This window comes from Streptomyces sp. NPDC047000 (genome assembly GCF_040644295.1).
GTDB lineage: Bacteria > Actinomycetota > Actinomycetes > Streptomycetales > Streptomycetaceae > Streptomyces.
The window spans coordinates 43,578-68,532 of the sequence record NZ_JBEYWE010000004.1 but is presented as its reverse complement, the minus strand read 5'-3'; the positions used below and the strand labels follow the sequence as shown (position 1 = coordinate 68,532).

Genomic DNA, 24,955 nt, shown 5'->3' with positions numbered 1-24,955 from the left:
CGCATTGCGCCCGTTCCGCCCCGGACGAGCGCCCGTCCCGCTCTGGAAGGAGCCGCTGCCATGCAGGGCGACCCCGAGGTCATCGAATTCCTCAACGAGCAGCTGACCGGTGAGCTGACCGCCATCAACCAGTACTTCCTGCACGCGAAGATGCAGGAGAACTTCGGCTGGCTGAAGCTCGCGAAATACACCCGGCACGAGTCGTTCGACGAGATGAAGCACGCCGAGGTGCTCACCGACCGGATCCTGCTCCTGGAGGGCCTGCCCAACTACCAGCGGCTGTTCCACGTCCGGGTGGGCCAGACGGTGAAGGAGATGTTCGAGGCGGACCGCCAGGTGGAGATCGAGGCGATCGACCGGCTCCGGCGGGGCGTCTCCGTGATGCGTGACAAGGGCGACATCACGTCCGCGAACATCTTCGAGGACATCCTCGCCGACGAGGAGCAGCACATCGACTACCTCGACACCCAGCTGGAACTGCTGGAGAAGCTGGGCGAGGCGCTGTACCTGGCCCAGGTCGTCGAGCAGCCGGAGAGCTAGCTCCGCGACCGGCGCCCCGCCGCGGAGCTAGGCCGCTTCCCCGAGGGCCGCGGGCCGGGAGGTCGGCAGGTCGGTCAGGTCGCGGCGCGGGGCTGCGGCCCGGCCCAGGAGGGCCTGGATACGGCGGACGCAGGAGCCGCAGTCGGTGCCGGCCTTGCAGGCCGAGGCGATCTGGCGGGGGGTGCGGACACCGCCGTCCGCGTGTTCCTTGACCTGCTGCTCGGTGACGCCGAAGCAACTGCAGACGTACACGCGGTTCACCCCCTGGCGGGATCGGTTCAGAGCCTGCCGCACCGGATCCCCGTGGTTCGGTGAGGCAAACCTAACCTTACGCGGCCGACGGTCCCCGCAAAAGGGACAAGGGCGCGGATCCGGTGTGATCCGCGCCCCAGGGCCGCCGCCGCCGGACCGGCGGTCGGTGGTTCCTCACTGGTCCCGGTACATCTCCGCGACCAGGAACGCCAGGTCCAGGGACTGGCTGCGGTTCAGGCGGGGGTCGCAGGCCGTCTCGTAGCGCTGGTGGAGGTCGTCGACGAAGATCTCGTCGCCGCCGCCCACGCACTCGGTGACGTCGTCGCCGGTGAGTTCGACGTGGATGCCGCCCGGGTGGGTGCCCAGCCCCTTGTGGACCTCGAAGAAGCCCTTGACCTCGTCGAGCACGTCGTCGAAGCGGCGGGTCTTGTGGCCGGAGGCCGCCTCGAAGGTGTTGCCGTGCATCGGGTCGGTCACCCAGGCCACCACCGCGCCGGACGCGGTGACCTTCTCGACCAGCTCGGGAAGCCGGTCGCGGATCTTGTCGGCGCCCATCCGGACGATGAACGTCAGCCGGCCGGGCTCACGGTCGGGGTCGAGGCGGTCGATGTACCGCAGCGCCTCCTCGGCCGTGGTCGTGGGGCCGAGCTTGATGCCGATCGGGTTGCGGATCCGGGACGCGAACTCGATGTGCGCGTGGTCCAGCTGCCGGGTGCGCTCACCGATCCACACCATGTGCCCGGAGACGTCGTACAGCTGCCCGGTACGGGAGTCCACGCGGGTGAGCGCCGACTCGTAGTCCAGCAGCAGGGCCTCGTGCGAGGAGTAGAACTCGACGGTCCTGAACTCCTCCGGGTCCGCGCCGCAGGCCATCATGAAGCTCAGCGCGTTGTCGATCTCGCGGGCCAGCTGCTCGTAGCGCTGGCCGGAGGGGGACGACTTCACGAAGTCCTGGTTCCAGGCGTGCACCTGGCGCAGGTCGGCGTAGCCGCCGGTGGTGAAGGCGCGCACCAGGTTCAGCGTGGACGCGGACGCGTGGTACATCCGCTTGAGCCGCTCGGGGTCGGGGATGCGGGCGGCCTCGGTGAAGTCGAAGCCGTTGACGGAGTCGCCCCGGTAGGTCGGCAGCGTGACGCCGTCGCGGGTCTCGTCGGGCTTGGAGCGCGGCTTGGAGTACTGGCCGGCGATCCGGCCGACCTTCACCACCGGCACCGAGGCGGCGTACGTCAGCACGGCGCCCATCTGGAGCAGCGTCTTGAGTTTGCTGCGGATGTGATCGGCGGACACGGCGTCGAACGCCTCGGCGCAGTCGCCGCCCTGGAGGAGGAACGCCTCTCCCTTGGCGACGGACGCGAGCCGGGCGCGCAACTGGTCGCACTCGCCCGCGAAGACCAGCGGAGGATAGGAGGACAACTCCGCGATCACTTCGCGCAGAGCCTCGGCGTCGGGGTAGTCCGGCTGCTGCGCCGCGGGCAGGTTGCGCCAGGTCGCCTGAGCGGCGACGGCGTGGGATTCAGCGTTCACGGTCACGCTCTAACACTACGGGGTCATGTCTGGTGATCCCCCTCGTTCCCGTCAGATGAGACGGCCGGGAACGCGACTCCGGTCGTCGCGCCCCGCCACCCCCGCGCGGGCGGGGACACACATCTCATGTCCGTCATGACGATCGCGGGGACCGGTGGACACGGACGGTCCATGACCTCTAGGGTTCCCCGCATGTACGCGTCTCCGTTCGTTCAGACCTGGTGGTGGACCGCTCATCCGGCGGCCCACTGACTGCGCGTACGCACGACTTCGCGAAGGCCGCCCGAGGGGCGGCCTTCGGCGTTTCCGGGGTCCGCTCCTCACCGCCACCGATACCTCCGTCGCTGGAAGAGGAAGCATGGACCTGACACAGCTCGCGCACGACCCCCGCCCCTTCGCCCTGCTGCGGCGGCGCACGCCGGGCCACGACGAGAACACCGTGGAGCTGTTCCTCGGCCCGGTCACCACCTGCGAGCGGCTCGCCGACCTTCCCGGCGAGGGTCTCGCCCTGGTCCCCTTCCGGCAGATCCGCGAGCGCGGCTTCGACGTGCGCGACGACGGGACCCCGCTGGCGGTCCTCACGCCGGAGGAGACCCACGTCCTGCCCCTGGAGGACGTGCTCGCGCAGCTGCCGTCGCACGAGGTGCGGGTCCGCGGCGGCGGCTTCGACGTGGACGACGCGGAGTACGGGGAGATCGTCGGGCGGGTGCTGCGGGAGGAGATCGGGCGCGGCGAGGGCGCGAACTTCGTGATCCGGCGGACGTACGAGGGTGAGATCCCCGGGTTCGGGCGGGCGGACGCGCTCGCGCTGTTCCGGCGGCTGCTGGAGGGCGAGCGCGGCGCGTACTGGACGTTCGTGGTGCACACCGGTGACCGGACGCTGGTGGGGGCGAGTCCGGAGGTGCATGTGCGGATGTCCGGCGGCACGGTGGTCATGAACCCGATCAGCGGCACCTACCGTTACCCGGACGGCGGCCCCACCCCGGAGCACCTGCTCGGCTTCCTCGCGGACGGCAAGGAGATCGAGGAGCTGTCGATGGTCGTCGACGAGGAACTGAAGATGATGTGCACGGTCGGCGACATGGGCGGGGTGGTCGTCGGTCCCCGGCTGAAGGAGATGGCACACCTCGCGCACACCGAGTACGAGCTGCGCGGCCGTTCCTCCATGGATGTGCGGGAGGTGCTGCGGGAGACGATGTTCGCGGCCACCGTCACCGGATCGCCGGTGCAGAACGCCTGCCGGGTCATCGAGCGGCACGAGGCCGGTGGGCGCGGCTACTACGCGGGCGCGCTGGCCCTGCTCGGCCGGGACTCCGGGGGCGCGCAGACGCTGGACTCCCCCATCCTGATCCGCACCGCCGACATCGACGCGGCCGGGCGGCTGCGCGTCCCGGTGGGCGCGACGCTGGTGCGCGGCTCGGACCCGGCGGGCGAGGTCGCGGAGACCCACGCCAAGGCGGCGGGCGTGCTGGCGGCGCTGGGCGTACGGCCGTCCCGGCCCCGGGCGGAGCACGGGCGTCCCCGGCTGGCCGGCGACCCGCGGGTGCGGGCGGCGCTGGACGGCCGCCGGGCGGCGCTCGCGCCGTTCTGGCTGCGGATGCAGGAGCGGTCCGGGGAGCTGTCCGGGCACGCCCTGGTGGTGGACGGTGAGGACACCTTCACGGCGATGCTCGCGCACGTCCTGCGCTCGGCCGGCCTGGAGGTGACCGTACGGCGCTACGACGAGCCCGGGCTGCGGGCGGCGGTCCTGGCGCACGAGGGCCCGGTGGTGCTGGGCCCCGGTCCCGGTGATCCCTCCGACCGCACCGATCCGAAGATGCGTTTCCTGCGCGGGCTGGCCGCGCGGGTGATCCGGGAGCACCGGCACGGGGTGCTGGGCGTGTGTCTGGGGCACGAGCTGATCGCGGCGGAGCTGGGGCTGGACATCGTGCGCAAGGAGGTGCCGTACCAGGGCGCGCAGACGGTGATCGACCTGTTCGGGCGGCCCGAGACGGTCGGTTTCTACAACAGTTTCGTGGCGTACTGCGACGACGAGGCCGCGCGGGAGCTGGCCGCGCACGACGTGGAGGTGAGCCGGGCCGCGAACGGCGAGGTGCACGCCGTGCGCGGCCCGGGCTTCGCCGGTGTCCAGTTCCACCCGGAGTCGGTGCTGTCGCTGGACGGCGCCGCCGTCGTCCGGGAGCTGGTCGGTCAGCTGGCCCCGGCGGACGGGGCGGGCAGGCGCGGCACCAGCACGTTGTCCGAGCGGCGGCCGGCCAGGTAGTCGTCGACGTTGCGCACGGTGGCGTCGATGATCTGGCCCACGGCGTCCTCGGTGTAGTACGCCTGGTGCGAGGTGACCAGCACGTTCGGGAAGGTGACGAGGCGGGCCAGGGTGTCGTCGGCGATGGCTTCCAGGGACTTGTCCAGGAAGAACAGGCCCGCCTCCGCCTCGTAGACGTCGAGGCCGATGCCGCTGAAGCGGCCCTCGCGCAGCTCGGTGACGAGGGCGGCGGTGTCGACGAGGCCGCCGCGGCTGGTGTTGACCAGCATCGCGTCGTCCTTCATCGACTTCAGCGCGTCGGCGTCGATGAGGTGCTGGGTCTGCGGCATCAGCGGGACGTGCAGGGTGATCAGGTCGGACTCGGCGAGCAGCTGCTCCTTGGAGACGTACTCCATGCCGAGGTCCAGGCAGGCCGGGTTCGCGGCGATGTCCCAGCCGAGCAGCCGCATCCCGAAGCCGTGGGCGATCCGGGCGAACGCCTCGCCGATCTTGCCGGTGCCGACGACTCCGGCGGTGCGGCCGTGCATGTCGCGGCCCATCAGCCCGTCGAGCCGGAAGTTGAAGTCGCGGGTGCGGGTGGAGGCGCGCACTATGCGGCGGTTGACCGCCATGGCGAGCGTCCAGGCGAACTCGGCGACCGAGTACGGCGAGTAGAAGGAGACCCGGGCGACCGTCATGGCGAGGCGCTCGGCCACCTTGAGGTCGATGTTGTTGAACCCGGTGGAGCGCTGGGCGACCATCTGGGTGCCGCCGGTCGCCAGGGTCTGCAGGACGTGGTTGTCGAGGCCGCAGTTGACGCTGGTGCAGATGACGTCGTAACCGGCCGCGATCTTGGCGGTGTCCTGGTTCAGGAAGACGTCCAGACAGCGGATCTCGTGATGTCCCGCGAACGCCTGCTCGAGCAGGGGCTTCTCGTCGGCCTGTACGCCGAACGCCAGGATCTCCAAGGGTGTCCCTCCGGGGTCGGGGCCGGAACTGGTGTGCTACCAGCGAGTTTACGACCCCGGAGGCACCGCCCGTGCGACCGGCTCCCGGCCGGTACGCGGCCGGCGCGTGACCGGCTCCCCTCCGGCGCGGCAGGGGCGTGACCGGCGCGCGGGTCAGCCGAAGAAGACACCGATCTCCCGGTACAGCCCGGGATCGACCGTCTTCGTCCGGGCGACCGCGTCGGCGACGGGCACCCGGACGATGTCCGTGCCGCGCAGGGCGACCATCGTGCCGTACGCGCCGTCGTGGACGGCCTCGACGGCGTGCAGCCCGAAGCGGGTGGCGAGCCAGCGGTCGTGGGGGCTCGGGGTGCCGCCGCGCTGGATGGGGCCGAGGACGGTCATCCGGGACTCCTTGCCGGTGCGCCGCTCGATCTCCCGGGCCAGCCATTCGCCGACGCCCGACAGCCGGGTGCGTCCGGGCGGGGCCGGGGCGCAGGGGTCGACGGCGAGCTCCGGGATGCCGCCCCTGGGCCTGGCGCCCTCGGCGACGACCACGATCGGGGCGTACGACGCCCGGAAGCGCGAGGCCACCCAGTCGCACACCTGGTCGATGTCGAAGGGCTGCTCGGGGATGAGGATGACGTTGGCGCCGCCGGCGATGCCCGAGTGGACCGCGATCCAGCCGGCGCGCCGGCCCATCACCTCGACGACCAGGGTCCGCATGTGCGACTCGGCCGTGGTGTGCAGCCGGTCGACGGCCTCCGTGGCGATCCCCACGGCGGTGTCGAAGCCGAAGGTGTAGTCGGTGGCGCACAGGTGGTTGTCGATGGCCTTGGGGACGGCGACGCACGGCATCGCGTGCTCCTCCGACAGCTGCGCCGCCACGCTCAGGGTGTCCTCGCCGCCGATGGTGATCAGCGCCTCGATCTCGTACTTGGCCAGGGTGTCCTTGACCTTGCGGATACCGTCCGGCACATGGTGCGGGTCGGTGCGGGAGGAGCCGAGGACGGTGCCGCCGCGGGGCAGGATGCCGCGCACCGAGGGGATGTCGAGGGGGATCGTGTCCCCGTCGACCACGCCGCGCCAGCCGTCCAGGAAGCCGGTGAACTCGTAGCCGTAGTCCTGGACTCCCTTGCGGACCACGGCCCGGATGACCGCGTTGAGCCCCGGGCAGTCGCCGCCTCCGGTCAGCACTCCGACACGCATGTCAACGTCCCTTCGCCGCCGTACCGCCGAAACGTCCGGTTCGTACCGAACGGATCCACGTTAGTCACGGGCCGGGGCGGGCGGGGAGGGGCGGGAGGGGGTCCTGGAGGGCACCTGTGGCCCGTTTAGACGCCGCTCGTTTGTCTGCGCGTTCGCTCGTCTGTCCGGCCGCCGGGGTACCGGGGCCCCGTCACGGCCGCTCGTCGTCGAGGCCGCGCTCGATGGCGTAGCGGACCAGTTCGACCCGGTTGTGCAGCTGGAGCTTGCCGAGGGTGTTCTGCACATGGTTCTGGACCGTGCGGTGGGAGATCACCAGGCGCTCGGCGATCTGCTTGTAGCTCAGGCCCTTGGCGACCAGCCGCAGCACCTCCGTCTCCCGGTCCGTCAGCCGCGGGGCGTCGGGTCCGCCGGTGTCCGGGGCGGCCGCGGGCTCGGCGGCCAGCCGCCGGTACTCGCCGAGCACCAGACCGGCCAGGCCCGGCGTGAACACCGGGTCGCCCGCCGCCGTACGGCGTACCGCGTCCAGCAGTTCCGCCGTCGAGGCCGACTTCACCAGATAGCCCGTGGCACCCGACTTCACGGCCTCCAGGACGTCGGCGTGCTCGCCGCTCGCCGACAGGACCAGCACGCGCAGCGCCGGGTCGGCGCCGACGAGCTCCTTGCAGACCTGCACGCCCGGCTTCTGCGGCAGGTTCAGGTCCAGCACCAGGACCTCCGGCCCGGCGGCCCGCGCGCGCCGTACGGCCTGTTCGCCGTCGCCCGCGGTGGCCACCACGTCGAAGCCCGACTCGGCCAGGTCGCGGGCGACGGCGTCGCGCCACATCGGGTGGTCGTCGACCACCATGACCTTGATCGGGCCCTGCCGCTCGCTCATCGCCGCTCCGCCTTCCCCCGCGCCCCGTCCGCCCGGCGCGCCCGCTGCTGCCGGTCGTGTCTGTCGTGCCTGTCCTTCGGTACCGTCATCTCGACCTCCGTGCCCTGGCCCGGCACCGAGACCAGCTCGGCCGTGCCGCCGATGTCCCTGAGCCGGCCGCGGATGGACTGCGCCACCCCGAGCCGCCCCTCCCCCGCCGCCTGCGCGAGACGGCCCTCGGGAACCCCGGGGCCGTCGTCCCGGACGGTGACGATCACCGACTCCGGCTCGTCCTCGACCAGGATCCAGGCGCGGGCGCCGTCGCCCGCGTGCACCCGCACGTTGTCCAGGGCGGCGCCGACCGCCGCGGCCAGTTCCCGGGCGGTGTGCGGCGGCAGCGGCACGGGGGCGCCGGGCTCCGCGAGGCTGACCCGGGGGGCGGCGTACGGCGCCAGCAGCGTCCGCAGGTCCAGGGGGCCGCCGTCGCCCGCGCCCGCCTCGTCGGGTTCCTCCACCAGCCGTACGACCGCCCCCTCGGCGGCGTCCTCCGACACCCGGGAGACGGGCACCAGGCCGCCGGAGACCAGGGTGCGCAGCGCGATCTCCTGCTCCCCCGCCATCCGGCCCAGCTCGGCCGCCTCGCCGCCGAGCACCGCGCCGCGCCGCTGCACCATCGCCAGCACCTGGAGGACACCGTCGTGGATGTCCCGGGCCAGCCGTTCCCGCTCCCGGCCGGCGGCCTCGATCTCCAGGGCGCGGGCCAGGGTGCGCTCGGAGGCGCGGGCGACCTCGACGACGTAGCCGATGGCGATGGAGGCGACCCAGACGAGGACCACGTTGTGCACGGTGTCGCGGGCCGGCCGGCCGCGTTCCACCAGATTCGTGACGGCGACGGCCGAGGAGGCGAGCGCCGCCCAGCGCCAGCCGCCCTTGAGGGCGAAGGCCAGCACCGCGCCCGCCGTCCAGATGGAGGGCAGCGTGGGGCCGCCGGCCAGGACCCGCCGGGGGGTGTCGGCGACGGGGGTGAGGAGGATGCCGGTGACGGCGAGCGTGAGGTCGGCGGCCAGGAAGCGCCGGGTGCAGGCGGCCTCGTTCGCGACCCTGGGCAGGGTGGCGAGGGTCCAGCCGCACAGGACGACGTAGTAGGCGACGGCCAGCCAGGGGCGGGAGAAGCGGTCGTAGGCGGTCGCGAAGAGGCCGACGGCGTAGAGCATCGTCAGCACCCGGTACCCGGCGAGCGCGCGCCACAGCGGCAGCTCGACGGACATCCTCATCACCCGCTCGCGCCGGGCCATGCCCCGCCCCCCGTCCGGACCGCGCGCCCCGGTCCGTCCTCTCCGTCCCCTTGGTTCTGCAGGTCTGTTCTACAAGGCTGTTCTACAGGTCCGCGGAGTCCTTCAGGTCCTTCTTCGCGGCCTTCGCGGCCTCCGCGATCCGGCGCTTGGCGGCGGTCGCGTAGACGTCGACGTACTCCTGGCCGGAGAGCTTCATGATCTCGTACATGACCTCGTCGGTCACCGCGCGCAGGACGAAGCGGTCGTGCTCCATGCCCTGGTAGCGGGTGAAGTCGAGGGGCTCGCCGATCCGGATGCCGGGGCGCATCAGCTTGGGCACGACCTTGCCGGGCGGCTGGATCTTCTCCGTGTCGATCATCGCGACGGGGATGACGGGAGCGCCGGTGGCGAGCGCCACGCGCGCCAGGCCGCCGGGCTTGCCCCGGTACAGCCGGCCGTCGGGCGAGCGGGTGCCCTCGGGGTAGATGCCGAACAGCTCGCCGCGCTCCAGCACCTCGATACCGCTCCTGATCGCCGCCTCGCCCGCGCCCCGGGCGCCGGAGCGGTCCACGGGGAGCTGGCCGACACCCTTGAAGAAGGCGGCCGTGAGGCGTCCCTTCACGCCGGGCGTGGTGAAGTACTCCGCCTTCGCGATGAAGGTGACCTTGCGGTCGAGCACCGCGGGCAGGAAGAAGGAGTCCGAGAAGGAGAGGTGGTTGCTCGCCAGGATCGCGGGGCCCTCGGCCGGAATGTGTTCCAGCCCCTCCACCCAGGGCCTGAAGGCGACCTTCAGCGGTCCCCCGATAGCGACCTTCATCGCGCCGTACAACAAGCGAGTGCCTCCCATGTGTGTCGATCAGACCATAACCCGCGAAGGGCCCAATGAGCCCGACGACCCTGGTCGGTGTCAGTGCGGTCGCGTACCGTGAAGCACACCTGGACTTCACCCTCAGGGACTCGTTCCCTCGACGAACAGGAGACCCAAGGTGGCGGTGCTCCCCGGAGCCGAGCCGTTCCGTCATGAGGGCGGGGAGGTCGGCGTCCTCCTCTGCCACGGCTTCACCGGCTCCCCCCAGTCCCTGCGCCCGTGGGCCGACCGGCTCGCCGCGCAGGGGCTGACCGTCTCGCTGCCGCTGCTGCCCGGGCACGGCACCCGCTGGGAGGACATGAACCTCACCGGCTGGCCGGACTGGTACGCGGAGGTGGACCGCGAGCTGCGTGCCCTGGGCGAACGGTGTTCCCGGGTGTTCGTGGCGGGGCTGTCCATGGGCGGTGCGCTGGCCCTGCGGCTGGCCGCGCGGCACGGGGACGCGGTCGCGGGGGTGGTGGTCGTCAACCCGGCCAACAAGGTGCACGGGGCGGCCGCGCACGCCCTGCCGGTGATACGGCATCTGGTGCCCTCCACGAAGGGCATCGCGAGCGACATCGCCCTGCCGGACGCGACGGAGCTGGGGTACGACCGGGTACCGCTGCACGCGGCGTACTCGCTGCGGGTCTTCCTCCGGATGGTCGACGGGGAGCTGCCGCAGGTCACCCAGCCGCTGCTGCTGCTGCGCAGCCCGCAGGACCATGTGGTGCCGCCCGCCGACGCGGCACGCGTCCTGGCGCGGGTCTCCTCCACGGACGTCACGGAGATCCTGCTGGAACAGAGCTACCACGTCGCGACGTTGGACCACGATGCGGACCGGATCTTCACGGAGAGCCTCGCGTTCATCGGCCGGCTCGCGCCCCATGCCGGCAAGGAAGGGACGGCCACCGTTGGCTGAGCACGACTCCGACCGCGAGAAGCGCGAGGACCGCGACGACCGCGACGGGCGCGAGGACCGCGTGCCGGAGGAGCTGGACGGCCCGTTCGACGAGGAGGCCGCCTGGGCGGCGATCGTCGCGGGGTACGGCGAGGAGCCGCCGGACCCGCCGGGTGCCAGACCGTTCAAGCCGGTCGAGGATCTCGCTCTGCCGGAGTCGGTCTTCCAGCCCACGCCTCCTCCCGCGCCCGCGCCTCCCGCGCCTCCCGCCGCGGACGGGGAGCCTGCGGCGGGGCGGGGGCCGGAGGTGGCGGAGGCGGCCGAGGCCGCCGAGGCCGCCGAGGCCGCCGATACGGCGGCGGACGCCGGGGAGGCGGCCGGGGCCGCGGCGAAGAGCGAGCCCGCGCCCGGGACGACCCCGCCCGCCGGGGCCGTGAAGCCGCCGTTGGGGAGTTCGGTGTCCTTCGCCCCGGGGGTCGGGCCTCGCGACTTCACGGTCCGGGAGCCGGACGAGGCCGACTTCGACGAGGACGACGAGGGTCATTTCGTGCCGCCGGAGCCTCCGCCGCTGCCTTCGGGCGATACGACGGCGCGGTTCGCGTGGCTGGGGGTGATCGGCGGGCCGGTGCTGCTGTTGCTGGCGGTGCTGTTCGGGTGGGACATGACGTGGTGGCTGACGACGCTGGGGGTCGGCGGGTTCCTGGGCGGGTTCGTCACGCTGGTCGCGCGGATGAGCCCGGACGACGAGAACGGCGACGATCCGGGGCGGGGGGCGGTGGTCTGACGCCGGCCCTGCCGGGCCGGCGGTCCCTCCCACCCGCGCACCGCCCGTTCAGCGGCTGAGAGACGGCCGTCTCCCGCGGGGGCGAAGCGCCATCGGCGCCTACCCGTCCCGGACCCCCACGCCCACGCCGCCCAGGTCGGCACGCTCCCACACGCACGCCTGCACGCGGGGGGGGCCAGGACGAGTCGTCCGTGTTGCGTGGCGGGCCGCGGCAGCGGGAGGTCTCAGGGTGGGGTCAGGTCGGGGGGAGTTTCAGGGCTGCGAGGACCGGGAGGTGGTCCGTGGCCGCCTTCAGGTCGGGTTCCGTGACGCCCGGGTGGTACAGGGGGACTCCGCAGGCCAGGACCTCGATGCCCTTCGTCGCGAAGATCGCGTCGATGCGCTGGTAGGGGGCCGCCGAGGAGAAGGTGTGGTCGTCGGAGCCCCACGGGGCCGTGGCGCGGCAGTCCTGGAGGTCCTCCGCCAGCCGGGAGAACGTGGGGCCGGTGGGGCGTTCGTTGAGGTCGCCGCCGGCCACCGCGTGGTCGACGCCCATCGCGGCGAGCCGGTCGAGCAGCATGCCCCCCTGCTCGTAGCGTTCCTCCTTCTCCAGGCTCAGATGGCAGCTGACCACCGCGAGCCGGGCCCCGCCGAAGCGGACCACGGCCGTCGCGAAGCCGCGCCGGTGCTGCCCCGGGGCGAGCGGCAGCAGGACGTCCTCGGTGCGCTCCACCGTGGCCCGCAGGGAGCACAGCAGGGCCGGTCCCGCCGCCGTGGCACCGCCGGTGAGGATCACCAGTCCGCTCTCGGCCGCGAGCCGGGCGAGCTTCTTGCGCCAGCGGAAGAACCGCGGCGCCTCCTGGACCAGCACCAGGTCGGGCGCGCACGCGCCGATCACCCGGGCGAGTGCGTCGGTGTCGTCGCGCATCGAGCGGATGTTGTAGCTGAGGACCCGGATGACGGCCGAACCGTCTGGCTCGGTGCGTGAGTTGGGAAGCTGCAGCGGTGTCGTCGTCGGCATGTCCGTCAAGATACGCGTCATAACGGCCTCGTACCGGTACGGCAACGCCCGCCGTCCCCGGTTCGGGGGTGCGGCGGGCGGACGGTGCCGTGAGCCGTGGATCACATGATCGGGTCGGGCTCCCGGGCCAGGTCGGCCGCGCCCACCAGACCCGCCTTGTTGCCGAGCTCGGCCGCGAGGACCTGGGCGACCGGACGCCAGTTGCCGCCGACCAGCCAGCGCTTGTACGACTTGCGGATCGGGTCGAGGACCAGCTCGCCCTCGTCCGACAGGCCGCCGCCGACGATGAACGCCGACGGGTCGAACAGGGAGGCCAGGTCGGCGAGGCCGGCACCGACCCAGCGGGCCAGCTCCCGGTAGGAGTCGATCGCGACCGGGCAGCCCTGCCGGGCGGCCATGGAGATGTGCTTGCCCTCGATGCCGTCGGGGGTCCCGTCGCCGAGCGCCAGCAGCATCTCGGCGGCCTCGGGGGTGGCGTTGGCCCGCTGATGGGCGTACCTCACCAGCGCACGGCCGGAGGCGTACTGCTCCCAGCAGCCCTGCGAGCCGCAGCCGCACAGCAGGCCGTCCGGGACCATCCGGATGTGGCCGAACTCGGCGGCCACGCCGAAGTGTCCGCGGCGCAGCTTGTTGCCGATGATGATGCCGCCGCCGAGCCCGGTGCCCAGGGTGATGCAGATGACGTTGCGGTGGCCCTTGCCCGCGCCGAACTTGTACTCGCCCCAGGCCGCGGCGTTGGCGTCGTTCTCGACGACGACCGGGAGACCCACCCGGGCCTCGACCTTCTCCTTGAGAGGCTCGGAGCGCCAGTCGATGTTGGGCGCGAAGTACACCGTGGAACGCTGCCGGTTGACGTAGCCGGCGGCGCCGATGCCCACGCCCACGATCTCGTGCCCGGCGTGCGCGCCCTCCACCGCCGAGGCGATGGCGTCCACGATGGCCCCGGGCGTGGTGGGGGTCGGCACCTTGAAGGTCGAGAGGATGTTGCCTTCCTCGTCGACCACGCCGGCCGCGATCTTCGTGCCGCCGATGTCGACGCCGATGGTGAGTCCCATGAATCCCTCAGTTCCGGTCGAGCCCCGCTACGGCCAACCGTACCCGAGTGAGCGCTAGTCCAAGTCGATACGCTCCCCCGGAGTGGTACCCTCCCCGCCGTCACGCCGGTCGGCCCACCGGTCCCCGAGGGTGTCCTCCGGACGCGCCGGGCGGTCCGTCCAGCGTTTCTCCTGTGCCTGGACGGCGGAGCGGTACGCGGCGAGCAGCTCCCCGCCCGCTGCCGCCAAGTGGTCGAAGACGTCCGGGTTCCGTTCGATCACCGGTTCCACCGCCGCCTTCGCCTGCTGCACGACCTGCCGCACCACCTGCTGGGCGGCCGGACCCGCGACCGCCCCGAACAGCGGCGACCGGAAGCCGGACAGCCGGTCCGCCACGGCGTCGACGAGTTTGCGCAGTTCCTCCGCCGCCGAGCCGGGCGGCGGGCCGTTACGGGCCTGGCGGCGGGCCTTCTCGGCCGCGAGGTCCTCGGCGCAGGCGGTGGCCCAGGCGTCGTCGTCGGGTGTCGCGCGGGACGGCGGCGCCCCGGGAACGTCGGCGGCGCCGGGCGCGGGCCGCGCGGCGGGCTCCGGCGTCGCCGGTCCGGCCCCGGCGGGCCCGGCGGCCTCCCGGGGCGTCTCCGGCTCGTCGTCCGCGGGCGCCGCCTGCGCCTCCGCGGACGCGGGCGCGGCGGGCGTCGTCGGTGTCCTGCGGCCGGCCCCGGCGGGCCTGACGGTCGCCCTGGGGGTCTTCGGTCCGCCGTCCGCAGGCGCCTCGGCGGGCTCCGGCGTCTGCGGCACCTCGTCCGCGGGCGGCTGCGCCGGTCCCGGACCGGCGGCCTTCCCGGACCCCGGCTTCCGGTCCGCCGCCGCTTCCCCCGCGTGGGCGGGCGGCCGCCCCGTCGCGTCGATCGCCTCAGGCGTGGCCTCGTCGTCGGGCGCGGGACGCTCTTCGCTCATGACGGACTCCTGACTACGGTTCGTCCCTCCGACGTTACCCGAACGGCCGCGGGACGTTCACCGCGTACGCGGCCACAGTGCGGGGTCCGGCGCGAACCGCACGCGCAGCTCGCCCTCCCGCAGCGCGGCCCCCTCGACGGTGCACCGGCGCAGCGCCGACGGCAGCGGCACGATCCGCCGGAACTGTCCCACCGTGACGACGAGTTCGTCACCGCGCCGGATCAGGTCCAGTGCGTCGCGCCGGGCGCCGGGCAGCGGGATCCGCCACACCAGCACCCCGTCGTCGGCGATGCGGTCGGCGACCGGCCACTCGACCGGGGCCGGGGCGGGTGCGGGGCCGGTCCCGGCGGCGCCGGTGAGCGCGGCGAGGTCGTCGGTGCCGCGCGGGTCACGGCCGAGGTGCGGGACCTCGGTCACCGGGAACTCCTCGCGCCAGTCGGCCAGCGCCTTGCGCTGCTGGGCGATGGGCCCGGCCAGCCAGGCGTCCGCCGCGGCCTCGGGCAGCACCCTGCTGGCGACCACCGTCTCGACCGCGAGGCCGCGCAGGGCGAGCCCCAGGGCCGCGGTGCGTACGGCGTCGGCGCCGGCCGGTCCCGGCTCGGCGACCAGCCGTACGGCGGTGTGGCGGTCCGCCAGTACCGCCTCCACGGCGGCGAGTTCGGTGTCCCAGCGGGCCGCGGTGTCGTAGAGCCACTCCGCGGGCATCGGGACGCCGGCGAGCCGGCCGAGGACGGGGCGCAGGGCGCGGGCCGCCTGCCGTTCGGGCGGCAGCATGCGGCGCAGGTAGCGGCGCAGTTCCTCGGGCAGCGCGAGCAGGGCCAGGGCCTGCGGCACGGGCGGGAGGTCGACGACGAGGAGGTCGTGGCGCTCGGACAGCGCGGCGTCGCGCAGGGCCCGCAGGAAGCTCAGCTCCTCCGCGCCGGGCAGCGGGGTGACCTCCTCCGCGTCGAGACGGGCGGCGCCGAGCAGGTCGAGGACGGTGGAGGCGCGGTCCTGGAAGGCGGCGAGGTCCTCGCGGAAGCCCCGGGCCGCGTCGGGGCGCCAGGCGGTGAGGTGCGGCACGACCGGGACCGGCGCGGCGCCCGTGCTCACGCCCAGCGCCGCGCCGAGGGTGTCGGTGCGGTCGGCGCCGAGGAGGAGGGTGCGGGTGCCGGCGGCGGCGGCCGTGAGGGCGGTGGCCGCGGCGACCGTGGTGCGGCCCGCACCGCCGGGGCCGGTGATCAGGATCGTGCGCATGGTCCACCACGCTAGCCTGGCCGGCGGCCCGTGCGGTCATCGGCTCGGCCACGGCCGTGGCGCGGGAAGCCCGTCCGACGGCCCGGAAGGTCATCGGCTCCGGCACGGAACGCCCGGCCCCGCCCGCCGGGCACCGCTCTCGGGCGGGCCGTCAGGCCTCGCCGGACTCCACGCGCTTCTTCAGGCCGGCCAGGGCGCGGTCGATGATGACCTTCTCCGCCTTGCGCTTGATCATGCCGAGCATGGGGATCTTGACGTCGACCGTGAGCTGGTAGGTGACCTCGGTGATGCCCTCGGGGGTGGCCTCGAGGCGGTAGGAGCCGTCCAGGGAGCGGAGCATCTGGGACTTGACCAGGGTCCAGGAGACCGCGCCGGGGCCGGTCCAGGTGTACTCCAGGACCTGGTCGTCCTTGATGGCGCCGGCGTCCATCACGAGGCGGACGTGGACCGCGCGGCCCTGGTCGTCGGTCCTGAGGACCTCGGACTCCTTCACCTCGCCGGTCCAGTCCGGGTAGCGGGCGAAGTCGGCGATCACTCCCATGACCTCGGCCGGGGCCGCCTTGATGGTGATGCTCGAGCTGGTGTGTTCCGCCATCTCCGTGGCTCCTCCGGATGCGGGCCGGCAGACCGGACAGACGGGCCGGTAGACCGGTAGAGAGGTCGTCGTCGTGCGCGGGGATGCGCACGTGTGTGCAGCGTGAAGGCTACCGCGCACGCGACCTGGTGCGTTCACCCCGGCCCGGGCCCGGACGGCGGTTCACCACTCCAGGACGAACGGCTGCCCGGCCGAGGCGAAGTGGCCCACGTTCACGCACTCCGTGCGGCCGATCCGCATCCGCCGCACCAGCGGCTGGTGGACGTGTCCGAAGAGCGCGTACCGGGGTTTCGTCCGGCGGATCGCGTCTAGCAGGGCGCGGCTGCCCCGCTCGAAGCGGCGCGCGACCGTGTCGTAGACGAGTTCCGGGACCTCCGGCGGGATGTGGGTGCACAGGACGTCGACGGCGCCGACGGCCTCGATCTTGGCGGCGTACTCCTCGTCGCTGATCTCGAACGGGGTGCGCATCGGGCTGTGCAGTCCGCCGCCGACGAAGCCGAAGGTCCAGCCGCCGATCCGGGTGGTCCGGCCGTCGAGGACGGTGGTGCCGGGGGCGGCGTACTCGGGCCAGAGGCGCGGTATGTCGACATTGCCGTAGGTGGCGTACGTCGGTGTCGGGAAGGCCGGGAACAGCTCTGCGTACTGTTTGCGCACCGCCTTCTCGATCACCGGGGTGCGGTCGGAGCCGACCCCGGCCCACAGCCGGGCGCCGAACTCGCGGGCCTCGGCGAACCGGCGCGCGGTGCGCAGCTCCACCAGCCGGTCGGCGTTCGCCTCGCCGAACAGATCGGGGAAGATGCCGCGGGAGTGGTCGGCGTAGTCCAGGAAGTTGACCAGGTCACCCAGGCAGACCAGGGCGTCGGCGCCCTCGCCCGCGCGGGCCAGGTCGCGGACGTTGCCGTGCACGTCGCTGACCACGTGGACGCGGGTCGTGCGGTGACCGGCCGGTACGGGTGCCATGGCGATCAAGGGTACGGGTGCGCGGCCCGGGTGAACAGTGGCGGCCGGACCTGCGGTTACTGGCCAGTCCGGAAGCGGGTCGACTACCGTACCGGAGAGAACAGCAATCCGTGTGACGCAGCGAACATCTCGTCGGGACCCCCTGTCGAGATGGCCATACCGACGGGTAACGTCCGGGCCGTCCAGTCGTGCTCAGGAACCAACCGGTGGCCCGTCGGCCGCTGACGAGCCCGAGCACCTGCCCGAGCCTTGGACCGCACCGGTCGCATCACACAACGTCGTGGCGCCGGCGCCCTATGAGGAGCAGCAGTCTTGCGCGAGTTCAGCCTTCCGGCTCTGTACGAGGTCCCCGCGGACGGGAATCTGACCGACATCGTCCGCAGAAACGCCGCGCAGCATCCCGAGGTCGCCGTGCTGGCCCGCAGGACGGACGGGGGCTGGCAGGACGTCACCTCGACGCAGTTCCTCGCCGAGGTGCGGGCCACCGCCAAGGGTCTGATCGCCGCCGGGATCCAGCCGGGCGACCGCGTCGGGCTGATGTCGCGCACCCGCTACGAGTGGACGCTGCTGGACTTCGCGGTCTGGACGGCGGGCGCGGTCACCGTGCCGGTGTACGAGACGAGTTCGCCGGAGCAGGTGCAGTGGATCCTGTCCGACTCGGGCGCGAGCGCCTGTGTGGTGGAGCTGGACGCCCACGCGGCCGCCGTGGAGTCGGTGCGCGAGAGACTGCCCGCCCTCAAGCAGGTCTGGCAGATCGACGCCGGCGGGGTGGAGGAGCTGGGGCGGCTCGGGCAGGACGTCACGGACGCGACGGTCGAGGAACGCACCTCGCTGGCGAAGGCGGACGACCCGGCGACCATCGTCTACACCTCCGGTACGACGGGCCGGCCCAAGGGCTGTGTGCTGACCCACCGCAGTTTCTTCGCGGAGTGCGGCAACATCGTGGAGCGGCTGCGTCCGCTGTTCCGCACCGGCGAGTGCTCGGTGCTGCTGTTCCTGCCGCTGGCGCACGTCTTCGGGCGGCTGGTGCAGATCGCGCCGATGATGGCGCCGATCAAGCTCGGCAACCTGCCCGACATCAGGAACCTCACCGACGAGCTGGCCGCCTTCCGGCCGACGCTGATCCTCGGCGTGCCGCGGGTCTTCGAGAAGGTGTACAACTCGGCGCGGGCCAAGGCGCAGGCGGACGGCAAGGGCAAGATCTTCGACAGGGCCGCCGACACCGCCATCGCCTACAGCAAGGCGCTGGACACGCCGTCGGGGCCGTCCCTCGGGCTGCGGATCAGGCACCGGGTCTTCGACCGGCTCGTCTACTCCAAGCTGCGCGCGGTGCTGGGCGGGCGCGGTGAGTGGGCCATCTCCGGCGGCGCCCCGCTGGGCGAGCGGCTCGGCCACTTCTTCCGCGGCATCGGCTTCCGGGTGCTGGAGGGGTACGGGCTGACCGAGTCCTGTGCGGCCACCGCGTTCAACCCGTGGGACCGGCAGAAGATCGGCACGGTCGGGCAGCCGCTGCCGGGTTCGGTGATCCGGATCGCGGACGACGGGGAGGTGCTGCTGCACGGCGAGCACCTGTTCACGGGCTACTGGAACAACGAGGCCGCCACCGCGGAGGCGCTCGCCGAGGGCTGGTTCCACACCGGTGACATCGGCACCCTCGACGAGGAGGGGTATCTGCGGATCACCGGGCGCAAGAAGGAGATCATCGTCACCGCGGGCGGCAAGAACGTGGCGCCGGCGGTGCTCGAGGACCGGATCCGGGCGCATGCGCTGGTCGCGGAGTGCATGGTGGTGGGTGACGGGCGGCCGTTCGTGGGCGCGCTGATCACCCTGGACGAGGAGTTCCTGGCCCGCTGGGCCGCCGAGCACGGGAAGCCCGCCGGTTCTTCGGTGCGGTCGCTGCGGGAGGATCCCGAACTGCTCGCGGCGATCCAGACGGCGGTCGACTACGGGAACGCGGCGGTGTCCAAGGCGGAGTCGGTGCGGAAGTTCCGGGTGCTGTCCGCGCAGTTCACGGAGGCGTCCGGACATCTGACTCCGTCGTTGAAACTGAAGAGGAACGTTGTTGCGAAGGACTTCTCCTCCGAGATCGAGGCGATCTACCGGCGGTAGGCCCACGGGGCCGGCTCCCGGCCGCGGGCTGCCGCTGCGCCAGGTGCCGGGGGTCAGGTGCCGGGGGTGATGTCCTCGGTTATGGCCCGGTCCAGGGTGCGTTCGGCCAGGGCCGTGATGGTGACGAACGGGTTCACGCCGATGGAGCCGGGGACGAGCGAGCCGTCGGTGACGTAGAGCCTGGGGTAGCCCTTGACCCTGCCGTAGTCGTCCGTCGCCCTGCCGAGGACGCAGCCGCCCAGGGGGTGGTAGGTGAAGTCGTCGGCGAAGACCTTGCCGGTGGAGCCGAACAGGTCGTAGCGGTAGATCGTGGCGTTCGCGGCGTTGATCCGGTCGAAGAGTTTCTTCGCCATGGCGACGGACACCGCGCTCTGGGCGGCGGTCCAGCCCAGCTTGACCGTGCCGGACGCGGAGTCGTAGGTGAACGACGCCCGCTGCGGGTTCTTGGTGATCGCCAGGTACAGGCTGATCCAGTGCTCCAGTCCCATGGGCAGCGGGGCGATCTCCGCGAAGACCGGGTTGTCGGTGTTGGCCCAGTCGTCGATGCCGAGGACCGGCATGGTCGACTGGTCGGCGCCGACGGTGTCCCAGATGTGGTTGGCGCGGCCGAGCATGGTGTTGCCGTTGGTGCCCCAGCCGGCCCCGATGTCGGCGCCGAGCGCGGGCAGCGCGCCGGTGTCCCGGGCGCGGACCAGGAGTTCGCTGGTGCCGATGCTGCCGCCGCCGAGGAACAGATACCTGCAGCCGTACTGCCGCGTCGCCACGACCGCGCCGGTCTCGTCGATCCGGTCCGCGGTCAGCACCCAGCTCCCGTCGCTCGCACGGCTGACGGCGGTCACCTTCTCCAGGGTGTTGACGGTGACGTTGCCGGTGCCCAGGGCGGCGGCCAGGTACGTCTGGTCGAGGCTGCGTTTGCCGTGGTTGTTGCCGTAGATCACCTCGGCGGCGAGGGCGGACCTGGTGACCGTGCCCGCGGCCTCGCGCTGCATGTAGCCGAAGTCGTAGACGTTGGGCACGAAGGTGGTCCTCAGACCGGTGGCGGCGGCGGCCTTCCGGGAGGTACGGGCGAACCGGTACCACTCCGTGGACTCGAACCACGCCGGGTCGACGGCGTTGACGCCGAGCATCGCGCGGGCGCGCGGGAAGTACGTGGCGTACATCTCGATGGCGTCGACCGTGGGGAACTGCTCGGCGAAGTACGACGGGAGCGGGGTGACCGCCATGCCGCCGTTGACCAGGGAGCCACCGCCGACGCCCCGGCCGACGTAGACGGACATGTTGTCGTAGTGGACGCGGTCCAGGACGCCGGGGTAGGCGCTGATGTCCTGGTTGACGACGTCCAGCCAGAGGAAGGTGGACAGCGGGGCCTCGGTGCGGGTGCGGAACCACATCGAGCGCCGGTCGGGGGAGGTGGTCGGGCAGAACACCTTGCCGTCGGAGGCGGGGGTGTTCCAGAGCCGGCCCATCTCCAGGACGAGGGTCCGGACGCCGGCCTGTCCGAGGCGGAGGGCGGAGACGGCACCGCCGTAGCCCGATCCGACCACGACGGCCGGGACGGTGTCGACGGCGGCGGGCTCGGCGCCCTGGGCCGCCTGGAGGGAGATCCTGGTGATGCCGAGGGCGGCCGCGGTCTGCAGGGCCGCGAGACCGAGGATTCGGCGCCTTGTCATCTGACGTTGCGTCAGTTCTGGTGTCATGGGCGCAGCATCGGCGGATTTTCCCGTTCCGGCCAGGGGGTGGGGAGAAACGCGGGCACGTGCCGGATCGCCGCCGCGCGCGGGTGCGGTGCGGGGTGCGGGTGCGTTGCCGCGTACGGGCGCGCTGCTGCCGCCCGTTCCCCGGGCCGGGCCCGCGCCCCGGCGGCCCCGCGCTCCCGGGACGGTGCGGCTCGCCTCAGCCGCACCGTCCGCCGCGGGCCGCGGGCCGCAGACAGCGGCCCGCCCTCCTCCCGGCCCGGCGGCGGCCCTTCCCGGCTCCGCCGACGGCCCTCACAGGAGCGTCTTCAGGCGCTCCGCCAGCAGGTCCCAGCGCCATTTCTCCTCCACCCACCGGCGGCCCCGTTCGCCCATGCGGCGGCGGAGTCCGGGGTCGGCGAGGAGGGTGGTGATGCGGTCCGCCGTGTCCTCCACCGAGGTGCCGCGGACGACCCAGCCGGTCTCGCCGTCCAGGACCGCGTCCGGCGCGCCGCCCGAGTCCCCGGCGACCACGGGGAGGCCGGTCGCGGACGCCTCCAGGTAGACGATGCCGAGCCCCTCGACGTCCAGGCCGCCGCGCCGGGTGCGGCAGGGCATGGCGAAGACGTCACCGGCGCCGTAGTGCGCGGGCAGTTCCGACCAGGGGACGGCACCGGTGAACCGTACGGACGCGGCGACGCCGGTCTCGGCGGCCAGCCGGCGCAGGTCCTTCTCGTACGGCCCGCCGCCGACGATCAGCAGCACGGTGTCCGGTGCGGCGGCCAGGACGCGCGGCAGGGCGCGGATGAGGGTGTCCTGGCCCTTGCGGGGCACCAGCCGGGACACGCACACGACCACCGGGCGCTCGGTCAGGCCCAGCCGGGCCCGTACCTCGTCGCCGCCGGAGTCCGGGTGGAAGACCTTCTCGTCCACCCCCGGCGGCAGCTGCGTCATCCGCGCCGCGGCCTGCGGGGTCAGCGCGCCGGCGATCCGCGAGCGGGTGTACTCGCCGAGGTACGTGAGCGTGTCCGTGGACTCCCCGATGCGGCGCAGCAGTCCGCGCGCCGCGGGCAGCTGGGCCCAGCCCGCCTCATGGCCGTGGGTGGTCGCGACCAGCCGCTCGGCGCCGGCCCTGCGCAGGGCCGGTGCCATCAGGCCGAGCGGTGCCGCCGCCCCGAACCATACGGAGGTGCAGCCGTGTTCGCGCAGCAGCCCGGCGGCCCGCCGGGTCGCCGCGGGGGTCGGCAGCAGCATCGTCGTACGGTCGCGTACGACGGTGAAGGGCTGCTCGGCGTCGAAGGCGGCGGTGGCCTCGGCGCCCTCGCGGCCGTGCTTCCACGTGGAGGCGTGGACGACGAGCCGGTCCGGGTCCAGCCGTAGCGCCATGTTGTGCAGGAACGCCTGGATGCCGCCGGGGCGGGGCGGGAAGTCGTTCGTGACGATCAAGGTCCTGTGCATCGCACCGCCGACCCTATCGAACGGGACGCCCCACAGGTGCTCCCCGTGGTGTCTCATGGGCGGCGCACAGCCGGCCGCGCCATCATCATGGGCACAGCGGACGGGCACAGCGGCGGGAGACGGGCGGCGGCATGGACGGCGGCGACGGCTGGGCCACCCGGCGCGACCTGGTGCGTCCGCCGGTGGTCTGGGGGGTGACCCGGGCGGTGCTGCTGCTGTTCGTCCTCAAGGTGTTCGTCTTCCCCGGTCCGGACGTGACGACCGACGTGTCGGTGATCTACCAGGGCTGGTACGACGTGCTGCGGCACGGGAGTTTCCCGGCGGGCGACGTCACCTGGCAGTACCCGCCCGCAGCCGCCCTCGCGGTCCTCTCCCCCGGTCTGCTGCCGTTCCTCGGCTACGCCACCGCCTTCTTCGTGCTGGCCTGCCTCGCCGACCTCGCCGTGCTCGTCCTCCTGCTGCGCGCCGGTCTGCGTCCCGGCCGTACGCCGCGCGGCGCCTGGGTGTGGGTGGCGGGCGTGCCGCTGCTCGGGCCGACGGTGTACGCCCGTTACGACGTGATGGTGACCGCCGTGGCGGTGGCCGCGCTGCTCGCCGGAGCCCGGCGTCCCCGGGTGGCGGGGGCGCTGGCGGGCTTCGGCGCGCTGCTCAAGGTATGGCCCGCGCTGCTGCTGGTGGGCGCGGTACGGCGCCGGGCGTGGGTGACGGCCGGGGTGACGGCGGGCGGCCTCTCGGTACTGGCCGCCCTGGCCGCGCCCGGCGCCTTCGCGTTCCTGACCGCGCAGCGGGACCGGGGCACGGAGGTGGAGTCGCTGGGGGGCCTGTGCTTCCATGTGGCCCGGCACTTCGGCTGGCGGGGGCAGGTGCTGCTGAACTACGGCTCGATCGAATTCCTCGGCCCGTACGTGGACGTGGTCAGTACGATCGCCCTCACCCTCACCGGGGCGGTGTTCGGCTGGCTGCTGCTGTGGCGCCTGACGGCGACGCGGTTCCTGCCGCACACCCTGGCGGAGGCGGCGTTCACGGCGGTGCTGCTGTTCACGGTGACCAGCAGGGTGATCAGCCCGCAGTACCTGGTGTGGCTGGTGGGGACCGGGGCGGTCTGCCTCTGTTTCCGTGCCGGGGTCATGCGCCGGCCGGTCGGACTGGTGCTGGTGGCGTCGTTCGTGACCGTGCTGGAGTTCCCGCTCGGTTTCGTCCACGTCGTGGCGAGCGATCCGCTCGGCATCGCCCTGCTCCTGCTGCGCGACGGGCTGCTGGTGGCGGCGTCGGTCATGGCGGCGGTGCGGCTGTGGCGCTCGACGGTCACCGGGCCCGAGGCCGAGCACGAAGCCGGGCACGAAGCCGGGCACGAAGCCGGGCACGAAGCCGGGCACGGAGCCGAGCACGGACTCGGGCCCGGACTCAGCCCAGTTGAGTCCGGAGATAGTCCCGCCACCGCGCGGTGAAGGCCGTGAGATCCGTGCCGAGGACCGTCCGCAGGGCGTCCTCCACCGCTCCCGCCCGCTGTGGACGGGCGCCCACCGCCCGGTAGAACCGGTCCAGCCGGTCGGCTCCCCAGTGGGCGGCGATCATGCGGCAGGCCAGCCAGCCGCCCTCGTAGGCGCGGGCCAGCTCGGTGGCGTCGCCGGTGAAGCCGAAGTCCTTGTCGGCGGGCAGGGCGGACGGGAGGCTGCCGTCCTGGACGGCGCGCCACAGTTCGGGGGCCGCCTCGGCGGGGGTGCGGCCGGTGCCGAGGTAGCCGATCCAGTCGGCGTAGCCCTCGGAGAGCCACAGCGGGGTCGCGGCGGTGGTGCGGGCGCGGGTGGCGACATGGGTGGTCTCGTGGGTGAGGACGACCTGTTTGCCGGCCGGGCCGAGGACGGCGTACGCCTCCGGGTTGACGATGACGCGGTCGGCCGGGGTCCGCCCCGAGCCGCCCGCCTCGCCGGTGGTGACCGCCGCGATCCCCCGGTAGGAGGAGGCCGGGGAGCCGAGCAGGCCCGCCATGTCCTCCAGGGAGCGGGGAACGAGGACGACGACCCGGCGGGCCCAGTCCGTGCCCCAGGCACCGGTGACGGCCGGGACGGCGCGGTCGGCGAGCCCGGCGAAGGCGCGCAGCAGCGCCGTGGACGTGCCGACACCGAGCACCAGGCTGTGCCGGCCGTGCACGGCGGTGATCCGGCCCTGGTCCCAGAGCTGCTGCCCGCTCCGTGCGGCCGGGCGGTCGGAGTTCACGTACCACCGGCCGTCCGCGGTACGGCTGAGGGCGAGGGTCCGCCCGGCGGTGACGGGCACCTTGTCGTAGCCCGTCACGCGGTAGCGGAGTTCGGCGTCGGCGGTGGCGGTCGCGCCGGTGCGGTGCAAGGCGGTGAGACGGTAGGACCAGGCGGTGAGGGGGACGGCGCTCAGGCCGGTGTAGCCGGTGCGGGTGCCGGTACGGGCCCAGGCGGTGGCGTCGTGGTGGAGGAGGGCCGCCGAGCGGCGGTCCAGCAGCCCCTGCACCTCGGCGCGGGCACGGTCGGCGGCGGGGCCGCCGCCGCACGCCACCAGGGACACCAGCAGGGACACCAGCAGCAGGCAC

At 73.2% G+C, this 24,955-nt stretch carries 22 protein-coding genes and 1 pseudogene; 7 read left to right on the top strand and 16 right to left on the bottom strand.

Annotation, left to right across the window (positions count from 1 at the left end; genetic code table 11):
* The first annotated feature begins 60 nt into the window (after positions 1–60).
* Positions 61–540, top strand: a complete 480-nt coding sequence (bfr, locus tag ABZ862_RS09075) for a bacterioferritin (protein ID WP_360954724.1) — start codon at positions 61–63, stop codon at positions 538–540.
* A gap of 27 nt (positions 541–567) precedes the next feature.
* Here the strand turns inward: bfr and ABZ862_RS09070 are convergent, their stop codons facing one another.
* Positions 568–801 (bottom strand): (2Fe-2S)-binding protein, encoded by a 234-nt coding sequence (locus ABZ862_RS09070; RefSeq protein WP_360954721.1) that lies wholly within the window; start codon positions 799–801, stop codon positions 568–570.
* Between the two features lie 165 nt (positions 802–966).
* Positions 967–2,322, bottom strand: a complete 1,356-nt coding sequence (locus ABZ862_RS09065; protein WP_360954718.1) for a class II 3-deoxy-7-phosphoheptulonate synthase — start codon at positions 2,320–2,322, stop codon at positions 967–969.
* Positions 2,323–2,442: 120 nt separating this feature from the next.
* On the opposite strand from ABZ862_RS09065, the gene ABZ862_RS09060 reads away from it, so the two are divergent.
* Together ABZ862_RS09060 and ABZ862_RS09055 are read left to right on the top strand one after the other, a co-directional pair.
* Positions 2,443–2,568 carry a trp operon leader peptide gene (locus ABZ862_RS09060; protein ID WP_360954715.1) on the top strand — a complete coding sequence of 42 codons (126 nt, stop codon included), beginning with the start codon at positions 2,443–2,445 and terminating at the stop codon, positions 2,566–2,568.
* Positions 2,569–2,674: 106 nt separating this feature from the next.
* Positions 2,675–4,579 carry an anthranilate synthase family protein gene (locus ABZ862_RS09055; protein WP_360954712.1) on the top strand — a complete coding sequence of 635 codons (1,905 nt, stop codon included), beginning with the start codon at positions 2,675–2,677 and terminating at the stop codon, positions 4,577–4,579.
* Here the strand turns inward: ABZ862_RS09055 and ABZ862_RS09050 are convergent.
* The 5 genes from ABZ862_RS09050 to ABZ862_RS09030 form a co-directional block, all read right to left on the bottom strand.
* Positions 4,507–5,526, bottom strand: a complete 1,020-nt coding sequence (locus ABZ862_RS09050; RefSeq protein ID WP_360954709.1) for a 2-hydroxyacid dehydrogenase — start codon at positions 5,524–5,526, stop codon at positions 4,507–4,509. The two genes, ABZ862_RS09055 and ABZ862_RS09050, sit on opposite strands and share 73 nt — an antisense overlap.
* A gap of 153 nt (positions 5,527–5,679) precedes the next feature.
* Entirely contained in the window at positions 5,680–6,714 is a 1,035-nt protein-coding gene (locus ABZ862_RS09045) for a 6-phosphofructokinase (protein WP_360954706.1), read from the bottom strand.
* Positions 6,715–6,904: 190 nt separating this feature from the next.
* On the bottom strand, positions 6,905–7,588 hold the full coding sequence (locus tag ABZ862_RS09040; RefSeq protein WP_360954703.1) for a response regulator transcription factor: 684 nt from the start codon (positions 7,586–7,588) through the stop codon (positions 6,905–6,907).
* Positions 7,585–8,862 (bottom strand): DUF5931 domain-containing protein, encoded by a 1,278-nt coding sequence (locus tag ABZ862_RS09035; protein ID WP_360954700.1) that lies wholly within the window; start codon positions 8,860–8,862, stop codon positions 7,585–7,587. Before ABZ862_RS09035 ends, ABZ862_RS09040 begins: the two co-directional genes overlap by 4 nt.
* 82 nt (positions 8,863–8,944) lie before the next feature.
* Positions 8,945–9,688 (bottom strand): lysophospholipid acyltransferase family protein, encoded by a 744-nt coding sequence (locus tag ABZ862_RS09030; RefSeq protein WP_360954698.1) that lies wholly within the window; start codon positions 9,686–9,688, stop codon positions 8,945–8,947.
* 139 nt (positions 9,689–9,827) lie between these two features.
* Here ABZ862_RS09030 and ABZ862_RS09025 point away from each other — a divergent pair, with 139 nt between their 5' ends.
* Together ABZ862_RS09025 and ABZ862_RS09020 are read left to right on the top strand one after the other, a co-directional pair.
* On the top strand, positions 9,828–10,607 hold the full coding sequence (locus ABZ862_RS09025) for an alpha/beta fold hydrolase (protein WP_360954695.1): 780 nt from the start codon (positions 9,828–9,830) through the stop codon (positions 10,605–10,607).
* Complete coding sequence (locus tag ABZ862_RS09020) at positions 10,600–11,370, top strand: hypothetical protein (RefSeq protein WP_360954692.1); 771 nt, start codon at positions 10,600–10,602, stop codon at positions 11,368–11,370. Before ABZ862_RS09025 ends, ABZ862_RS09020 begins: the two co-directional genes overlap by 8 nt.
* Before the next feature lie 235 nt (positions 11,371–11,605).
* Here the strand turns inward: ABZ862_RS09020 and ABZ862_RS09015 are convergent, their stop codons facing one another.
* The 6 genes and pseudogenes from ABZ862_RS09015 to ABZ862_RS08990 form a co-directional block, all read right to left on the bottom strand.
* Positions 11,606–12,370 carry an endonuclease/exonuclease/phosphatase family protein gene (locus ABZ862_RS09015; RefSeq protein ID WP_360954689.1) on the bottom strand — a complete coding sequence of 255 codons (765 nt, stop codon included), beginning with the start codon at positions 12,368–12,370 and terminating at the stop codon, positions 11,606–11,608.
* Between the two features lie 101 nt (positions 12,371–12,471).
* Positions 12,472–13,425, bottom strand: a complete 954-nt coding sequence (locus ABZ862_RS09010) for an ROK family glucokinase (RefSeq protein ID WP_360954686.1) — start codon at positions 13,423–13,425, stop codon at positions 12,472–12,474.
* A 54-nt stretch (positions 13,426–13,479) separates the two neighbouring features.
* Positions 13,480–13,935 (bottom strand): annotated as a pseudogene (locus ABZ862_RS09005) (DUF5304 domain-containing protein); the annotation flags it as partial.
* A 483-nt stretch (positions 13,936–14,418) separates the two neighbouring features.
* The gene (locus ABZ862_RS09000; protein WP_360954683.1) at positions 14,419–15,597 is read right to left on the bottom strand and encodes an ArsA-related P-loop ATPase; all 1,179 of its coding nucleotides are present in this window, start codon (positions 15,595–15,597) and stop codon (positions 14,419–14,421) included.
* A gap of 151 nt (positions 15,598–15,748) precedes the next feature.
* Positions 15,749–16,192 (bottom strand): SRPBCC family protein, encoded by a 444-nt coding sequence (locus ABZ862_RS08995; RefSeq protein ID WP_360954680.1) that lies wholly within the window; start codon positions 16,190–16,192, stop codon positions 15,749–15,751.
* Between the two features lie 162 nt (positions 16,193–16,354).
* Positions 16,355–17,152: a metallophosphoesterase gene (locus tag ABZ862_RS08990; RefSeq protein ID WP_360954677.1), complete on the bottom strand. Its 798-nt coding sequence runs from the start codon at positions 17,150–17,152 to the stop codon at positions 16,355–16,357.
* Between the two features lie 312 nt (positions 17,153–17,464).
* On the opposite strand from ABZ862_RS08990, the gene ABZ862_RS08985 reads away from it, so the two are divergent.
* Positions 17,465–19,261: an AMP-dependent synthetase/ligase gene (locus ABZ862_RS08985; RefSeq protein ID WP_360954674.1), complete on the top strand. Its 1,797-nt coding sequence runs from the start codon at positions 17,465–17,467 to the stop codon at positions 19,259–19,261.
* Between the two features lie 53 nt (positions 19,262–19,314).
* On the opposite strand, the gene ABZ862_RS08980 is transcribed toward ABZ862_RS08985, so the two are convergent.
* Positions 19,315–20,958, bottom strand: a complete 1,644-nt coding sequence (locus ABZ862_RS08980) for a GMC oxidoreductase (RefSeq protein WP_360954671.1) — start codon at positions 20,956–20,958, stop codon at positions 19,315–19,317.
* 291 nt (positions 20,959–21,249) lie between these two features.
* On the bottom strand, positions 21,250–22,392 hold the full coding sequence (locus tag ABZ862_RS08975) for a glycosyltransferase family 4 protein (protein WP_360954669.1): 1,143 nt from the start codon (positions 22,390–22,392) through the stop codon (positions 21,250–21,252).
* Positions 22,393–22,523: 131 nt separating this feature from the next.
* Between ABZ862_RS08975 and ABZ862_RS08970 the strand changes: the two genes are divergently transcribed.
* Positions 22,524–23,840, top strand: coding sequence for a glycosyltransferase family 87 protein (locus ABZ862_RS08970; protein WP_360954666.1), 1,317 nt, complete (start codon positions 22,524–22,526; stop codon positions 23,838–23,840).
* On the opposite strand, the gene ABZ862_RS08965 is transcribed toward ABZ862_RS08970, so the two are convergent.
* Positions 23,797–24,948: a hypothetical protein gene (locus tag ABZ862_RS08965; protein ID WP_360955491.1), complete on the bottom strand. Its 1,152-nt coding sequence runs from the start codon at positions 24,946–24,948 to the stop codon at positions 23,797–23,799. The genes ABZ862_RS08970 and ABZ862_RS08965 overlap by 44 nt on opposite strands.
* Between the last annotated feature and the right edge of the window lie 7 nt (positions 24,949–24,955).

Coding starts and splice junctions, on each gene's coding strand:
- bfr (WP_360954724.1), top strand. CDS start 61: ATGCAGGGCGACCCCGAGGTCATCGAATTCCTCAACGAGCAGCTGACC.
- ABZ862_RS09060 (WP_360954715.1), top strand. CDS start 2,443: ATGTCCGTCATGACGATCGCGGGGACCGGTGGACACGGACGGTCCATG.
- ABZ862_RS09055 (WP_360954712.1), top strand. CDS start 2,675: ATGGACCTGACACAGCTCGCGCACGACCCCCGCCCCTTCGCCCTGCTG.
- ABZ862_RS09045 (WP_360954706.1), bottom strand. CDS start 6,714: ATGCGTGTCGGAGTGCTGACCGGAGGCGGCGACTGCCCGGGGCTCAAC.
- ABZ862_RS09040 (WP_360954703.1), bottom strand. CDS start 7,588: ATGAGCGAGCGGCAGGGCCCGATCAAGGTCATGGTGGTCGACGACCAC.
- ABZ862_RS09035 (WP_360954700.1), bottom strand. CDS start 8,862: ATGGCCCGGCGCGAGCGGGTGATGAGGATGTCCGTCGAGCTGCCGCTG.
- ABZ862_RS09030 (WP_360954698.1), bottom strand. CDS start 9,688: ATGGGAGGCACTCGCTTGTTGTACGGCGCGATGAAGGTCGCTATCGGG.
- ABZ862_RS09015 (WP_360954689.1), bottom strand. CDS start 12,370: ATGCCGACGACGACACCGCTGCAGCTTCCCAACTCACGCACCGAGCCA.
- ABZ862_RS09010 (WP_360954686.1), bottom strand. CDS start 13,425: ATGGGACTCACCATCGGCGTCGACATCGGCGGCACGAAGATCGCGGCC.
- ABZ862_RS09000 (WP_360954683.1), bottom strand. CDS start 15,597: ATGCGCACGATCCTGATCACCGGCCCCGGCGGTGCGGGCCGCACCACG.
- ABZ862_RS08995 (WP_360954680.1), bottom strand. CDS start 16,192: ATGGCGGAACACACCAGCTCGAGCATCACCATCAAGGCGGCCCCGGCC.
- ABZ862_RS08990 (WP_360954677.1), bottom strand. CDS start 17,152: ATGGCACCCGTACCGGCCGGTCACCGCACGACCCGCGTCCACGTGGTC.
- ABZ862_RS08980 (WP_360954671.1), bottom strand. CDS start 20,958: ATGACACCAGAACTGACGCAACGTCAGATGACAAGGCGCCGAATCCTC.
- ABZ862_RS08975 (WP_360954669.1), bottom strand. CDS start 22,392: ATGCACAGGACCTTGATCGTCACGAACGACTTCCCGCCCCGCCCCGGC.
- ABZ862_RS08970 (WP_360954666.1), top strand. CDS start 22,524: ATGGACGGCGGCGACGGCTGGGCCACCCGGCGCGACCTGGTGCGTCCG.